A 14,592-nucleotide genomic window follows, 5' to 3' on the forward strand; every position below is an offset into this window, starting at 1 on the left:
TTGTTTCCAGCATCTGCCGGAGGATGGCTACCTGTGGATCTGCCGGTCCGGACGGTGCCCCACCCAGCCGGATGATGTTGCGGGGCGCTATGCCGGTAAAAATGTTGAAAACGGACCGCTGATTTACCAGCTTCGGCCTGCCAACGCTGGCAAAAACTGGATACCCGAAGTACCCACGGGCTGCCCCGAGTGTAAGCAAGCGGCGGTCCAGGAGGCATGTGTACGGTGCCATCACGGGTTGCTTCCGGGCTGGCGGGACGGTCATGCCACCTGTGTGGCAATGAACGGGTCCCGTGCCACCGGCAAGTCCCTCTATATTGCCGTCCTGGTCAAGCAGCTGGATCAGCTAATGGCCAAGCTGAGCAGCACCGTTCAATTCGCGGACGCCCGCACGCGCGAGAACTACACGGAGATTTACGAGAAACCCCTATACGAGTCGCGCGGCCTTATGCCCCCGACGCCGAGTGCCATCACTGACAGTTCGTATCAGCGGGAACCTTTGATCTTCAGTCTAGGCATCATCAATGGGGTTCGCAGGTTTCTTGTGATCCGTGATGTCGCTGGCGAAGACATGGAGAGACCCCCGGCGGATACAGCACCTTTGAATTTCCTGGCCAACGCCGACGCCGTCTTTTTCATGTTTGACCCGATGGCGGTTCCTGAGATCCGGGCCAAGTTGCAGGACCTGGTTCCCACCCAGAGCCAATTGGGCGGTGATCCGCATGCGGTTTTGGACAACCTGATGAACATCATTGGCGGTGCCACACCTCGGTTGGCGGTCATCCTTTCCAAATTCGATGCCATGCAGGAGCTGCGGAAAGTCGAGGACATCGACTGGCAGTCCATCATGTCCAACTCCGGCGCTGCCTTCCTCCGGGACCCAAGCCTTGACAGTGCCCAGTATCAGGAAGACGACGGCGAGCTCCTGCACGAGGAAGTCCGGAGCCTGCTGCACAAGCTCAACGCGGGCCGACTCGTCCGTAGCCTTGAGAATCCCCACAGCGGCAAGCCGATCCCTTACCGTTTCTTCGCCGTCTCCGCACTCGGGGAAGCCCCTCGTGGAGAATCCGTCCACCCGCGCGGGATTGCCCCATTCCGCTCCTTGGATCCCGCCAAATGGGTCTTGAGCCTCACGGGAGCAATCTGAATTTCCTGAGGCGCCACGAAGAAGACATGGCAGGGTCATCTTTTGCCCGTCAGCCCATGACACCACAAATCAACGACAAGGACTCGCAATGGGACTTTCTCTAGACAAGATCAGCGCTCAAGCGCCGGGGCTTCTCTCACTGGCCAAGACCGCAATTGAGGTCATTGACCTCTCCGGGCTAAACGGCCAGAAGGCCAAGGTCGCCGTAGCCCTGGACTACTCCGGGTCTATGCAGGACGTCTACAGGGCCGGTGCCATGCAGCGCCTGGTCGAAAAGGTTCTCGCCCTGGCGACGCAGTTCGATGACGACGGGTCCATCGATTTCTTCGTCTTCGACTCCACAGCCGCCTATCTGGGCGAAATCAGCATCAACGACTTTGCCGGTTCCGTGGATCGACTGACCAAGGGACGACGGATGGGCAGCACCAACTACTCCGATGCCTTTCTGACCATTCGGAACTATTTCGGGTTCGCGCCGCCGGTCCCGCCAGTGCCGCCCAAAAAGGGATTCTTCGGACTCCGCAAAGCACAGCCTGCCCAGGGTGGGTCAGAGGCGTCCAAGCCTGCGGAGATGCCCGTTTACGCCCTGTTCCTTACTGATGGCAGTCCGGACAACAAGAAGGCTGCCATTCAGGCCCTGACCGAGGTATCCACCGCCCCCATTTTTTGGAAGTTCCTTTCCATCGGCAAGCAGCCGATGGAATTTCTTGAGCAACTGGACACCCTCGAGGAGCGTTTCGTGGATAACGCCAACTACGAGCCCATCGGCGACGTGGACGCAATTGGCGACTCGGCGCTCTTCGAGAAAATGCTGCAGGAATTCCCAGACTGGATAACCCAGGTCCGCTCCTTGGGCCTCATCAAATAGCGCGATACGAGAGAGAGCTACGTGAAAACCAGAGACATTGCCAAGAAATATCAACTCGACCCGCCGCTTTTGATGTGTGGTTAAAGCAGTCCGGTTTGCAGTACAAGCCTGGGTTTGCTGGCCTGAGCGTCGACGACGGTGTCAACGTGGACGAGATGGTCGGCCATTACAACCAGTACCGAGCCCAGGAGAAAGCACGGACAGCTGAAGAGCAAGAACGTCTCGCGTTGGAGCAGGCTAACGCGCAGCAAGCTGAGCTAGCGAAGCAGCAAGCCGTGGCGAGCATGCTCATCACCTCCGGCTTCAACTTTGACGGCTACAGCATCACCAAGTACTGCGACTATATCTCTGGCGACAGCGCGGTATCGATGGACCGCCCAACCCACGGCTGGTTTAACGGCGGGAGCAAGGATGTCGGCGCAGATCTACTGTCAGGGCTGTCGCAAATCAGGCGAAACGCTCTAACGGAGTTAAAAGAAGCAGCCTACGCACTCGGATGCAACGCCGTGATCGGCGTGGATTTCGACTACCTGACCATGGATCCCGAGACAGCGAGTAGTTCGGGTGGGACGCTCTATCTGCCATTCCTGTTTGCAGTAACGGCGAATGGCAACGCTGTCGTGATCGAGAAGAACGAACCCGCTGGGTTGGCGTAGCTGCTGTTTCTCGCACACAAGGTCAGTGGGAGCGGATTAGACCGTTATGCGCAAATCGCATGAACAGTATCTAAAGGCGGTGGGACAATCTTTTCGTCATGATTGCCGGGCACCCCGAAGTCGGAGGAGCGGCTGGTGGAATGCTGCGCGCGCCATGGAAGCAGCGTTAAGTGGTGGGAGCGTGAAGCGCAAGCGGTTTCGGCGGGAGAATGTGCTGGCGGGCCTTTAAGGGACGGATGAAACTGACTTCGGACTCGAAGCGCTGTCCTGGCTACGGGCAATTCCTCCGGAGACGGTGGCTCGGGTGTGTCTGTAGTGGCAGCCGAAAGAGGGGGCGTTTTCGGCATGAAAAATAAATCTCGCGTAGCATTTGCCAGATTACCCAGTCTGGCACTACTGTCACACCTAGTTGGGGGAATTGCGTCATTCGGACTGATCTGGGGATAACCCGCGTCGTTGTTTAGAGGCAAAAACTTCAGCTCGCACCCAAGAGCAGCTCTAGACAGGATCCGCAAGTGACCGAGAATAGTACACAAACTGACGTTAAGGGCAACGCCAAAGCCCAAGCAGCGGCTGACAAGGCCTACCGCAAGGCATCACGTCCTTGGTTCAAGAAGAAGCGCTTCCTTCTCCCCCTGATTATCGTGATCGTTATTATTATTACGACCGCCGCCAACTCGGGGAAAAAGGACACTGCAGCTACGAGCGCTCCGGCAACGACGACGGCGGCTAGTGCCGAAGCCGTCGCCCCAGCCGCTCCTGCTGCCGCTGCCACATGGACAAAGGTCGCTGAGCTATCTGGCTCAGCCGACATGGCAAGTCAGTCATTCCAATTGTCAGGCAAGGAAACCCGTCTTGTTTACTCGTTCACGGGCGGAAAGATGCTCAACGGACAGTCTGCGGCTATCGGCGCGATCTACCTGATGGAAGACGGCAAAGATAAAGCGAAGGACGGCGCCATACCGCTCAAGATGCTTAACAAGGATGAGTCGAGTGAAACGGCAATCCACAAGTCGGCAGGTAAATACTACCTCGACGTGACTGCAGGCAACTTCGAGGCTTGGACCATCACAATCGAAGAGAAGCAGTAGTCCTAGTTAATTTGGGAAGCAAGTTCCCGTGAGTTCTAGGTGGATCACCTTTAAATTTGGTGCTTAGCATTAATAATGAAAGACGCTCGGCCTGGGCATTGGCCGAGCGTCTTTCATTGTCGGGCATTGAGTCTCAGCTCCAGTTAGTCAAAAGCCATACGGGTGGGAGGCCTCTGCGAACCGTCATCCGCGCGTCAGGTCGCCGGTGCCGTCCACCAAGCCCTCGCGACGACGAAGCACGGAGACAGGGTGGGACTGGTCAATCGTCTACTCGGGGAACTTAACAGTTCAGATCGAATCGCCCCTGGCCCCATCGCCGCCTACTCCTTCCTGGGGTTCGACGCCGTCACCACCCTCAGCGGTGTCCTACGTGACCCAGCTGGTCCACCCCTGCGGCGTGTTTGAAGACTCGGCGTCCGCGGCCAGCTCCATCGCCCTGCAGATCGGCGGGCAGCTGTTCGGCGCCGTGTTCCTGGCCGGCCTGGTGGTGGCGCAGTTCGCCTCCGGCCTCGCCGCGCAGGCCAGCGCGTCCCGGCTGATGTACGCCATGGGCCGCGACTCCGTGCTGCCTAAGGCGGTCTTCGGCCGGCTCAGCGAGAAGTTCCACACCCCGGTGGTGAACCTGGTGATCACCGGCATCATCGGCCTGATCGCGATCTTCCTGGACGTGGCCACGTCGACGTCGTTCATCAACTTCGGTGCCTTCACCGCCTTCACGCTGGTGAACGCCTCGGTGGTGTTCCACTATGTGCGCCAGCGCCGGGCCAGGCAGCAGCTGAACCCGGTGTCCTACGTGGTGGTCCCGGTAATCGGCGCCATCATCTGCGCCTACCTGCTCTCCCAGCTGGACAGCAACGCCATTACGCTGGGAGTGTCCTGGCTGGTGCTGGGCGTCGTGGTCCTGGCCCTGATCACGCGGGGCTTCAAGGCGGCGCCCCCGGAGATGACGGCCACCGAGAAGGCGACGGTCGAGGCGGCCGCCTGAGTTCTGGGCAGTTTGCAGTTGGGCCCGTTGGGCCGAGGGAAGGAACTCTGATGAGGATTGCGCTGGGGCAGCTGGAGTCGGGCGCCGACATCCGGGCCAACCTCGCCGTGATCGAACGGTTCGCCGCCGAGGCAGCGCGCGACGGCGCCGTACTGGTCGCCTTCCCGGAGTACGCCACCTACGAGAAGAAGAAGGTGGACGCGACGTTCCCCGAGGTGGCTGAGCCGCTGGACGGTCCCGTCTGCCGGGAGCTCGCCACTATCGCCCGCCGCCACCGCATCGCGCTGGTGGCGGGCGTGGTGGAGACCTCGGACGAGCCGGGCCGGGCGTACAACACGCTGGTGGCTTTCTGGCCCGACGGCGGCCAGCTGGCTTCCTACCGGAAGATCCACCTTTTTGACGCGCAGGGCTTCGGGGAGTCGACGTTCATCAAGCCGGGGCCGTCCACCGCGCCGGTGGCGTTCGAGCATGGGGGAGTGCGGTTCGGACTGATGACCTGCTACGACCTGCGGTTTCCGGAGCTGGCAAGGTCGCCGGCCGACGCCGGCGCCCAGGTCCTGCTGGTCTGCTCGTCCTGGGTGCCAGGGAAGCATAAGACGGAGCAGTGGCGGGCGCTGAACGCGGCCCGGGCGATCGAGAACAGCGTCTACGTGGCGGGGGTGTGCCAGGCGCCGCCGGTGTCCGTGGGGCCGAGCGTGCTGGTGGACCCGATGGGGTTGTCGAGGCCGACCTTGGGCTGGAGCCTGGGGTTCGGACGGTGGACGTGTCGCTGGAGACTGTGGACCGGGTGCGGGAGTCGTTTCCCATGTTCCGACAGCGGCGGTTATAGGAGCGGGAATAGGCAGTTTCGTAAGTTACAACTGTTGAACCCTTAGTTCAGACGTGTTTACGCGCCCACAAACCAATTTCCAATCCTGGCGTGTTACAGCCGGCCCAGTAGCTCTGCCTTCTTTGCGTTGAACTCCACTTCGGTGAGAATGCCCGCGTCCCGCAGCGAAGCGAGCTTGGAAAGTACCTCCGTGACGTCTGGTGTGGTGATTGATGCGGGATCCGCAGGAGGAGTCTTGGCTGGGGCAGGGAGTCGATCCTTGATGATTCCCGAAACGAGCGAGAATGCCTGCTCCGTTACAGTCTGGTTCTCTACGGCACGAGGAATGGCCTCACCCGGCAATGCTTCCGCTGCGAGCGCACGCTGATTCTCAAGTACGAGTTCAAAATGCTTGAACATCCCGTCAGGCAACTTGATCAGCGAGCGCTTGCCGTCCGCCCAATCAACGCGAACGGTATGCGAAGATCCCATGGCATCGAACGTCGCGGCCACGGCCGCTGAAGCTGCCTTTCCAAGCCGCCCGGGAAGTATGGCTCCCGCTACTGCCTTGCTTACGTCGCCTACGGGGTTTTTCTTTCCGTCGGTGATGACTTCGTCCCACTCGGTCACGTTCTCAGGAGTTAACTTTCGGAACCTGAGCCCTGCCTGCACAACGAGTGTGCTGCCCATTGGGGTGGACACAATTGCACCCTTGTAATCTCCACCTACGACGCTCCCGTTAGCCACCATGGCCGTAGTCTAACTACAGCCGGAGATAAGAGGCCGCATTTGATGCGCAAGTGTAGACAGGGTGGCGCGTAGGGGGCGCGCTGGAGCCGTGCAAACTAAGCAGGATGCAAATTGCGCGATATGTGACTGCAAACTCCACCGCTGCCTCAAGAGTGGGGCTGTCGCCACCACCCGTTAGTCAGGCTTCGCCGCGTCTTCCTCGATAGGCCTAGGTCTGCGGATACGAGACCCACCCGGGTCTATTGCTCCTAGCTAACGCAGCTTGGCGATGTAGTCTCCGACGGTACTCATGTGCACCTCAACTTGCGCAGCAATCTGAGCCCGCGTCCACCTTTGCTCGTAAAGCGTCTTCGTTAACGCCAGTCGCTCGTCAATGGTGTTTATCTGTGAAGTTGCGGGCAAAGCGCGTGCCAGACTGCGACCATCTGTCACCTCGGTGAGGGAGCGATCCTTGCGCGAGCCTCGTGCTCCTAACGCCTTCTTTTGCATCTCAGCCGCAGTGGCACTGGTGTGCCGCTGCTCTGGGGTTAGACCATCACGGTTTAGCGGCGGCTTCAGCGCTGTGCGTAGATTCTTTTCAGTGGTTTCCACTAGTGAAGCCGGAACAACTGTCAAAGGACATCGCAAGGTTATTCGTCATCCAGCTCGATAACTGCAGCTCGTGTTCCCGGATTAGGCCAGGATGCGCGGAATTCCCCCGCCACTCAGCTTGGAGTCCCATCAGTGACGCAAGCGCTCGCCGGAGTGTTGACTGGGATGAGGGGAGTCTATGATGCTTGGCGCGAGTACGTAGGGATTTCGCCCGTCCGATGTAGATCAGGCCACCCTGTCGAATAGGAGCCAGCGCAGGAGGCCAATTGAAATCCTTTGGGAGATCTCCTTGGAGGAACCATTTATACACTCCGGATGACGTTTGGGTGGCGGCCCAGGCCTTTTCACATGACTCGATGTCCGTCCACTTGTGACCGCCCGGTGATGCCTCCATTGTCGAATGTTAGCCAAAGCTGCAAGAGATCTGAATGACGGCTCTGAGGCGGCGTCAATGGAGGCGACGGCTTGCGGCGGTCAACCTTCGCCGATGTTCCCTGGCCCACCTGCTGTACTTCGGCCTGCCGCTACGCAGGTCACCGCCGAGCGTCCGCAGCCATCGGACCTGAGCCCCATCCCGGAACGACATGCGCGGTTCTTGCCTGCGGCCTCGCAGTAAAGGGTCGAGGCCAAATCCATTCTGGGAAAACCTCCAAGTGGTGCCCCACGTCGCCGGCCGCAAAAACATGATGCGCGTTCGCTCGCTAAGTTCGATCGTCCGCTATTCGGCGTAGGCCGATTCGGCCAGTTCCTCCTCGATGCTCGCGCGAAGAGTTGGCTCACTGGTATCAGTATGCGCATCCGCAATGCCGGGGGTCGCTCTTGAGGTTCCTCCCAAGACTGCGGCGATCCGCCGCCCGAGGGCTGAACGACGTTCAGCGAAAAAGGCAGCGAACTCCGTCACGTCCTTTGGCAGCCACGGGAGATCGTTGCGGCCGAGGTATGCCTCGTAGGCATCGGGTGTCTTGAAGGCTGCGGACGCCCACAGTGCCGGAGGTGTATCTGACTTTGCAATGTTTTCCGGGCCTTCGATCAATTGGAGGTTGGCAAGCTGGTCTCGCTTGGACTGAAGATCGTCGGCGGCGCCACGATCGAAACCCGCCTGTTTCAGCTTCGACCGAGACAGCAATGCTTGTGGGAACACATGGTCGACGTGGTGGATATTGCGCGTGTTGACATGCGGGAACAGAATCGCCAGCACGGCAAAGGTGCGGGCCGCACCGTACGACAGGTTAAGGATGTCTTCAACCTGCTCGGCGCTGATGGCCAGAGATTTGCCCCGCGCAGCCATCCGTCGCTCGATCTCGGCGATCGGGAACCCATCCGCACCGTGGTCGTCAATCGCCTGGCGCAGGTCGCGCAGCAGCGAATCGAGGCCGGAGCCCCAGACGCCTTGAACGATCAGTGAGCGCAGCGTCCACGAGCGCAACACTTCACGGTCGGCGCTGGCAGCGACCGACTCCCGGTACTTCTGGGTAAGACCGCGCCGGTGGACGTAGTGAGCGATCGGGATGAGCACGCTGCCCGCGGTGAGCGTGCCGTTCGACAGGCCAAAGTCGCTCAGCAAGCCGGCGGCGACTTTGAGCGAGTCGCTAATCGCATCCCAGTTGCGGTCCAGGGTGGCCATGTTCTCCGCAGTGAAATTCTTGACCTTAAAACCGATGTCTCCGATGCCCGCGAGCACGAGCCCCGATTTCAGCACGACGTCCTGGGTGAAACCGAATCCTTGCCCGGTGGAGTTGAGTGCATCCACTAGTCCGTGGATAGCGTACCGGGCGTCGCGATCCTTCCACTGTGCGGTGGCGATCGACAGTAGCAAGTCGCTGTAGGAGAGTATGGTTCCCGCAGAGTTCACACGGATGAAGATGTCCAGCACTCGCTCGACATCCTGCTCAGTCTCTTCGTAGAAGTGGACTCCCGGGGCACTGTGAATTGCCTTCCACAATTGGCTGAGCGTGTTGCGTGCGGATCGATCATTGGCGAGACCTGCTTCCCCGGCGAGGTCCCACAGGTCGCCAAGGTCATCGGTCTCGTATACGCGGTGCACGGGGAACCAGTAGCGCGATTCCTCCGGGTCCGCCGCGGCGAGCTGACCGTCAGTGAGGAAGCGAAAGTCATAGCGCAGGCCGGCCTCGTTCTGTTCGGCCTCGCCGAGCGCGTTCAAGTAGAGCCTACGTAGGGGATAGTTTTCTGGGTTGTTGGCCCAAGCATGCTTGTTCTTGTAGGCATAAGAGCCGCGGAGACCGATGTTCAGCGAGGTCAATCGTTGCTGGCCATCGAGCATCGCAGTCACGGCCTGGCCAGGCGCGATGTCGAGCATGGGGTTATGGCGTGCGTTGAACTGGTGGTAATCCTTAAGAAACCCGTAGAAACGGAACTTCTTGACCGTCTCGGGATCAACCTTCCAAGACAAGAAACTGCCGATCGGGTACCCTCGCATGATCGAGTCGAACAGGCCAATAACCTGGGAAGGCCTCCAAACGTACTCCCGCTGGATTGCGGGCAGAATCAGTTCGCCCTTCTGAATGCTTCGCAGCGCGTCTGCGATCGTAGTCGGTGGCAGGTATCCCATACGTGAAGACATTACTATCGTGTTGCGGGCGCCCCAGCTTACGACGCTCCGGGACATCCCGACCGAAAGGGACTTCCGCTGGCGTTCCTCATCCGGTCCGACTGTCCATAAACGGGCGAGGACTTACTTAGTTCCACAACGTTTTACAGAACCTGTCGGTGGACTTTGCTCAATGCGCCGGAGGGCCACGACCTCGACGCCATGGCCGCCGCCGTCACCCACCGCACCAAAGTTATCCTGCTCTGCACCCCAACAACCCCACCGGCGTCCCGATCAGCCACCACCGCCTCGAGGCCTTCCTGCAGTCCGTCCGCCCCGACGTCCTGGTGGTGATCGACGAGGCCTACGTGGAGTACGCCGACGCCGGCAGCGGCCCCGATTCCCTGGCGCTCTACCGACGGCACCCGAACGTCTGCATCCTGCGCACCTTTTCCAAGGCCTACGGCCTGCCGGCCTGCGGGTCGGGTACGCCATTACGACGGCGGCCATCGCCGAAGGATTGCGGCGCACCGCCCTGCCGTTCGCCGTGAGCGCGCTGGCGCAGAAGGCGGCCATCGCGTCGCTGGACGCGGGGGAGGAGATGGAAGCGCGGGTCTCCGCTGTGAAGCAGGAGCGCGCCCGGATGGCCGCGGAGCTGGAGGCCCAGGGCTGGAAACTGCAGCCGAGCCAGGGCAACTTCCTGTGGATCCGCGCCGACGCCCGGCTTCTGGCCTTGCTCGTGGATGGGTTCGATGCCGCTGGGATCCTGGTCCGCGCGTACCAGGGTGACGGCGTGCGGATCACCGTTGCCGATCCCGCCGCCAACGACCGCGTGCTCCGGCTCCTCGCAGCCTACGCGCCCCTGACAACTTCCTGACCTTTTCTCCTTCCGTTCCACCTAACAAGTAAGAGGAATCCCCATGGAACACGAGACAACGACGTCTTTCCGCGCCCTCGGCGCGACCCTCAAACCCCGGCAGCTCACCATGATGGGCCTGGGCAGCGCCATCGGCGCAGGCCTGTTCATCGGCTCCGGAGCAGGCATCCAGGCCGCCGGCCCCGCGGTGCTGATCTCCTACCTCGTGGCCGGCACGCTCATCATCCTGGTGATGTGGGCCCTCGGTGAAATGGCTGCCGCGAACCCGAACAGCGGCGCCTTCTCCGTCTACACGGCCAAGGCCTACGGGCCGGTGGCCGGCGCCACGGTGGGTTGGCTCTGGTGGCTGCAGCTCGTGGTGGTGATCGCGGCCGAGGCGCTCGGCGCGGCGGGCCTACTGGCCACCATCTTCCCCGCCCTGCCGGTGTGGCTGATGGCCTTTGTGTTCATCGTGGTGCTCACCGCCGTGAACCTGACCAGCGTGAAGAACTTCGGTGAATTCGAGTTCTGGTTCGCCCTGCTCAAGGTGGCGGCGATCGTCGGGTTCCTCCTGGTGGGCGCCGCCCTGCTCTTCGGCTGGCTGCCGGGCGTCCAGTCGCCGGGCCTGTCTAACTTCACCGGTTCCGGCTTCGCGCCCAGTGGCTTCGCCGGGATTGCTACGGCGCTGTTCGTGGTGGCGTTCGCGTTCGGCGGCACCGAGATTGTCTCCGTGGCCGCAGCCGAGACGGCCGAACCGGCCCGCAGCGTGAAGAAAGCCGTCCGGACCGTGCTGTGGCGCATCCTGGTGTTCTACATCGGCGCGATCTTCGTGATCGCCGCAGTGGTTCCCGTGGGGTCGGCGGGGCTGAAGAGCCCGTTCGCCGCGGTCCTGGACGCCGCCGGCATGCCCGGCGCGGCCACCGCCATCACCTTGGTGGCCGTCGCGGCACTGCTGTCCGCCCTTAACGCCAACCTGTATGGTGCCTCCCGGATGGCGTTCTCCCTGGCCGAGCGCGGTGAAGCGCCGCGCCTGCTCGCTTCCGTGTCCAAGGCCCGCGTTCCGGTGGTTGCGGTCCTGGCCAGCGTTGCCTTCGGCGTTGTCAACAAGTCCGCCCGGATCACCTGTGCAAAGTGTTAGAAGTGCGGCAGCCCGTTCGTAGCGGTTGCGGACGCCGCCGGGCCGCCGGGAGCTGCTACCCCAATTTTCCCGGTGGCCGTGGCGGCGCTGCTGTCGGCGCTCGACGCCAAGCTGCAAGGTGCTTCCTGGATGGCGTTGTCCCGGTCGAACGCCGTGAAGCACCGCGCCTGCTTACTTCGGTGTCCATTGCGATTCGGGATGGGTGAACTTACTTAAAGGGAATCGTTGAGGTGTTCTTCGCCATATTATGCCGAGGTGCGCGCTGGGCGTCATAGGCGCCCGGGCCTGCAGTGAGCACAGGTAGCAACACTAGTAACTCCTACCGTGCGCTCGCGGCTACCAGAGGCTTCAACGTGCCGGACGATGGTGGTACTACTGCAGGTCAGCGGCCGACCTCGAACGTCGGATGCAGGTTAGGTCGTGTAACTGAGCCTCGAGCGCTTTGATCAGTGGGTGGGCTCGGCAAGTTCTACTGCGTACGGTAAGTGCCGCAAGCCCATGACGGTGGCTTAGCTGATTTCAGGGGACCGGCGCGCCCGATCGACCAGCAGGAACGTAGTGTTCCTGGAAAATGTCAGGGCAGTAAGGCAGAATGTCTTCGTGATGAAATACGTAGATCTGTTTGCTGGCTGCGGTGGGCTGTCCCTCGGTATAGAAAGGGCAGGCGGTGAGCTGGTTGTTGCAGTTGAGAAGTCAGACATGGCAGCACGCACGTTCTACCACAATCTCGTTGACGACGCGTCTGATCCCCGGCAGTGGAACAAGTACGTAGAGTCGCCTGTCGAAGTGCAAGTAGCGGGTAAGGTTCTCGTCCGGGAACTTTCCGTACTTCTGAAAGACGAACTGGCCATGGAGAAGCTGGCAGGCGCGTCTCTTGATCTGGTCGTTGGTGGGCCGCCCTGTCAGGGGTTTTCTCTTGCAGGACTAAGAAACCCGGACGATATCCGCAACAAACTTCCGTGGGAATACCTGCAGTTCGTTGCGCGCACTCGCCCTAGAGCCGTTGTCATAGAAAATGTCGTGGGCATGAATCAACGCTTCAGCTCACAGGAGGAGTCGTCTTTCTCGCAACTTCAACAAGCTTTGGCGGAAACGGAACCTGGTTATGTCGTTCAAGGAGTCCGTGTAAACGCCATGCACTATGGTGCACCACAACATCGTCCGCGATTGATGATTTTGGCTGTGAGAGCTGATGTTGCCAAAACGCGAGGCATAAACGCCACCGACATGCTTTGGAAGTCAGACTTTAGTGACAAGGTGTCTCACCCCTTACCAGATCTAGTGCCAGTTCCTACCGTTTCGAGCGATCAAGTGCTCACGGTCGCCCATGCTGTCGCTGACTTGTCTCCGCATGCTCCGAGTAGCAGCCGCGTCGCCAGCGCCGGATATGTTAGGCAGATGCAGAGTAAAGAATGGAAGCTTCGAACCAGGCCGGGGAAACATGAACACAACCATGTTCCCCGTAACCATGCTCAGCGAACGAAACAGCGCTTTCGGCTTTATCAGTTTCTTTCCGTCGCGGGCTTGGACCAACGCCTAGTTAGTCGCGCAGCAGGAATGCCGGAGTCTGATGCCCTGCTCTATCTGAAGACCCAACTCGAAGACGCACCCCTGCCAGCGCTGGCGCCGGACGGAACTGAGCTGGCCTCCAATCTGGATGAGTTGTGCGACTTGGTTATGAGACTTGCCACTAAAAAGCACTCTCAGCGTGTCCTGGGGTGGAAAGAGCCTGCCCGGACCGTCGTTACGCTCCCGGATGACTACGTGCATCCTGCTGAGCCTCGGATCTTTACCGTTAGGGAAATGGCGCGTTTTCAAGGGTTCCCAAGCGGATTCGAGTTTTTGGGAAAGGAGACGACTGGCGCCCATCGACGACGGGTCGAGGTTCCTCAGTACTCGCAGGTAGGTAATGCAGTTTCGCCATGGTTATCCTTGGCAGTAGGAAATCGACTCGCCGAGATTCTTGGAGATGCATGCTGTGAGGAAACTGAATCCCCTCGAAGTTGAGAATATCGCCTTCCTCACACGCTACGATCTAGATTTCGGTCTACTCGAGCCTACCGAAAATGGGCTTCGAAAAGGCATCCTGGATGCTACAAATGAATACCGCAAGTTCTTGTTGCGTAACGCCATCCACAACTACAGTTCGCAGGAGCAGGGACAAGACCACAAACTATATGTTCCAGCTCACTTTCTGCTTCCGACTGGAGAAGTAGTATCGGCAAGGGCGTCCCTCTATCGTCCGGATACTAAAATGGGAGACGCTCGAGTTTGGTTTTCCCGGATGCGAAATTACTGTCAGCCCCATGACATCTTGGTGAGTCTTTGGTCTAAAGAAGGCCTGTGGATTCTCAATGCAACGAGGGTACGATTTGCCACATCGGCGTCCCTAAGCGAGCATTATCGAAAGCTGCTTCATGCATTCACTGAGGGCCGTGAATCTATTTTCGAGGAGCTTCTGGAAAAGCTGCGTGAGCTTTCGGCCCGCGGGCCAATCCCCGTCTACAAGCAGGCAGATGCAGGTGGCGGCCATCTCTTGGAAACTGAGTTGGGCATTCGTCAGAACTCAAGTGAAAATCCTGATTATAAAGGAATTGAACTCAAATCAACACGTGCACCTAGATTGGCAAGGTCGAACCTATTCGTTAAAGTTCCTGACTGGGAGCTAAGCCAGGTGATCGATGCGCAGGACATGCTTCGTGAGTTCGGCTACCGCCGAGGGCGGGAGCGCAAGCTCAACTGCACCATTTCTGCAGCGGCTTGGAACGCCCAGGGCCTCAAATTCGAAGTGGACGAGGAAAGCGATCTGTTGCATGTCGTTTCTCAGAGGATTGATATCCCCAAGCCAGAGACCTGGAGGCTGCAGGGGCTTCGTGACAAGCTGACAGCAAAACACGCTGATACTTTTTGGGTCACCGGAGAGTCACATTTCGTTGGGCCAGTTGAATACATCCATTTTCAATCCGCAACGCAGACGTCAAAACCGATAGTTCAGCAGCTCTCACCCATGCTTCGGTCTGGCGCTATTACCATGGACCACATGCTTACTTCGAGTGGGGATAAAGGTCCAGAATTTAAGGTTCACAAGAAGCATATTAACGAGCTCTTTCCCGCACCAATCTTCCACGATCTCACTGTTCATTGATCACGATCT

The 14,592-nt window shown here is 59.7% G+C and carries 12 protein-coding genes and 2 pseudogenes; 10 read left to right on the forward strand and 4 right to left on the reverse strand.

All coding sequences use genetic code 11. The annotated features are described in order from the left end of the window. Positions 1 to 280: 280 nt before the first annotated feature. From FBY31_RS19060 to FBY31_RS19085, 6 genes are all read left to right on the forward strand, one after another. Positions 281 to 1,147 (forward strand): hypothetical protein, encoded by an 867-nt coding sequence (locus tag FBY31_RS19060; RefSeq protein ID WP_235013132.1) that lies wholly within the window; start codon positions 281 to 283, stop codon positions 1,145 to 1,147. 88 nt (positions 1,148 to 1,235) lie between these two features. Continuing rightward, positions 1,236 to 2,015, forward strand: coding sequence for a VWA domain-containing protein (locus tag FBY31_RS19065; protein ID WP_142044168.1), 780 nt, complete (start codon positions 1,236 to 1,238; stop codon positions 2,013 to 2,015). Positions 2,016 to 2,110: 95 nt separating this feature from the next. Beyond that, on the forward strand, positions 2,111 to 2,671 hold the full coding sequence (locus FBY31_RS19070) for a heavy metal-binding domain-containing protein (RefSeq protein ID WP_142044170.1): 561 nt from the start codon (positions 2,111 to 2,113) through the stop codon (positions 2,669 to 2,671). Positions 2,672 to 3,186: 515 nt separating this feature from the next. Beyond that, positions 3,187 to 3,762: a hypothetical protein gene (locus tag FBY31_RS19075; RefSeq protein ID WP_142044172.1), complete on the forward strand. Its 576-nt coding sequence runs from the start codon at positions 3,187 to 3,189 to the stop codon at positions 3,760 to 3,762. 361 nt (positions 3,763 to 4,123) lie between these two features. Beyond that, a complete protein-coding gene (locus FBY31_RS19080; RefSeq protein ID WP_235013133.1) occupies positions 4,124 to 4,747 on the forward strand; it encodes an APC family permease in 624 nt (207 codons plus the stop codon). A 50-nt stretch (positions 4,748 to 4,797) separates the two neighbouring features. Beyond that, on the forward strand, positions 4,798 to 5,622 hold the full coding sequence (locus FBY31_RS19085; protein WP_235013134.1) for a carbon-nitrogen hydrolase family protein: 825 nt from the start codon (positions 4,798 to 4,800) through the stop codon (positions 5,620 to 5,622). 47 nt (positions 5,623 to 5,669) lie between these two features. Here the strand turns inward: FBY31_RS19085 and FBY31_RS19090 are convergent, their stop codons facing one another. The 4 genes from FBY31_RS19090 to FBY31_RS19100 all read right to left on the reverse strand — a co-directional run bounded on the left by FBY31_RS19090 (position 5,670) and on the right by FBY31_RS19100 (position 9,477). Beyond that, a complete protein-coding gene (locus tag FBY31_RS19090) occupies positions 5,670 to 6,305 on the reverse strand; it encodes an SHOCT domain-containing protein (protein ID WP_200833409.1) in 636 nt (211 codons plus the stop codon). A 252-nt stretch (positions 6,306 to 6,557) separates the two neighbouring features. Next, complete coding sequence (locus FBY31_RS19095; RefSeq protein WP_142044174.1) at positions 6,558 to 6,896, reverse strand: hypothetical protein; 339 nt, start codon at positions 6,894 to 6,896, stop codon at positions 6,558 to 6,560. Next, positions 6,883 to 7,290 (reverse strand): GIY-YIG nuclease family protein, encoded by a 408-nt coding sequence (locus tag FBY31_RS23860; RefSeq protein ID WP_442858197.1) that lies wholly within the window; start codon positions 7,288 to 7,290, stop codon positions 6,883 to 6,885. Before FBY31_RS23860 ends, FBY31_RS19095 begins: the two co-directional genes overlap by 14 nt. Positions 7,291 to 7,614: 324 nt before the next feature. Further along, positions 7,615 to 9,477 carry a GmrSD restriction endonuclease domain-containing protein gene (locus FBY31_RS19100; RefSeq protein WP_200833410.1) on the reverse strand — a complete coding sequence of 621 codons (1,863 nt, stop codon included), beginning with the start codon at positions 9,475 to 9,477 and terminating at the stop codon, positions 7,615 to 7,617. 156 nt (positions 9,478 to 9,633) lie between these two features. Here FBY31_RS19100 and FBY31_RS19105 point away from each other — a divergent pair. The 4 genes and pseudogenes from FBY31_RS19105 to FBY31_RS19120 form a co-directional block, all read left to right on the forward strand. Continuing rightward, positions 9,634 to 10,321: pseudogene (locus FBY31_RS19105) on the forward strand (aminotransferase class I/II-fold pyridoxal phosphate-dependent enzyme); the annotation flags it as partial. Positions 10,322 to 10,364: 43 nt separating this feature from the next. Further along, positions 10,365 to 11,402: pseudogene (locus FBY31_RS19110) on the forward strand (amino acid permease); the annotation flags it as partial. A 594-nt stretch (positions 11,403 to 11,996) separates the two neighbouring features. Next, the gene (locus FBY31_RS19115; protein WP_235013135.1) at positions 11,997 to 13,445 is read left to right on the forward strand and encodes a DNA cytosine methyltransferase; all 1,449 of its coding nucleotides are present in this window, start codon (positions 11,997 to 11,999) and stop codon (positions 13,443 to 13,445) included. After that, positions 13,417 to 14,583, forward strand: coding sequence for an MvaI/BcnI family restriction endonuclease (locus FBY31_RS19120; RefSeq protein ID WP_160142489.1), 1,167 nt, complete (start codon positions 13,417 to 13,419; stop codon positions 14,581 to 14,583). Before FBY31_RS19115 ends, FBY31_RS19120 begins: the two co-directional genes overlap by 29 nt. The last annotated feature ends 9 nt before the right edge of the window (positions 14,584 to 14,592 follow it).

Source organism: Arthrobacter sp. SLBN-100 (genome assembly GCF_006715305.1).
GTDB lineage: Bacteria > Actinomycetota > Actinomycetes > Actinomycetales > Micrococcaceae > Arthrobacter.

Coding starts and splice junctions, on each gene's coding strand:
- FBY31_RS19100 (WP_200833410.1), bottom strand. CDS start 9,477: ATGTCTTCACGTATGGGATACCTGCCACCGACTACGATCGCAGACGCG.
- FBY31_RS19060 (WP_235013132.1), top strand. CDS start 281: ATGAACGGGTCCCGTGCCACCGGCAAGTCCCTCTATATTGCCGTCCTG.
- FBY31_RS19065 (WP_142044168.1), top strand. CDS start 1,236: ATGGGACTTTCTCTAGACAAGATCAGCGCTCAAGCGCCGGGGCTTCTC.
- FBY31_RS19090 (WP_200833409.1), bottom strand. CDS start 6,305: ATGGTGGCTAACGGGAGCGTCGTAGGTGGAGATTACAAGGGTGCAATT.
- FBY31_RS23860 (WP_442858197.1), bottom strand. CDS start 7,290: ATGGAGGCATCACCGGGCGGTCACAAGTGGACGGACATCGAGTCATGT.
- FBY31_RS19085 (WP_235013134.1), top strand. CDS start 4,798: ATGAGGATTGCGCTGGGGCAGCTGGAGTCGGGCGCCGACATCCGGGCC.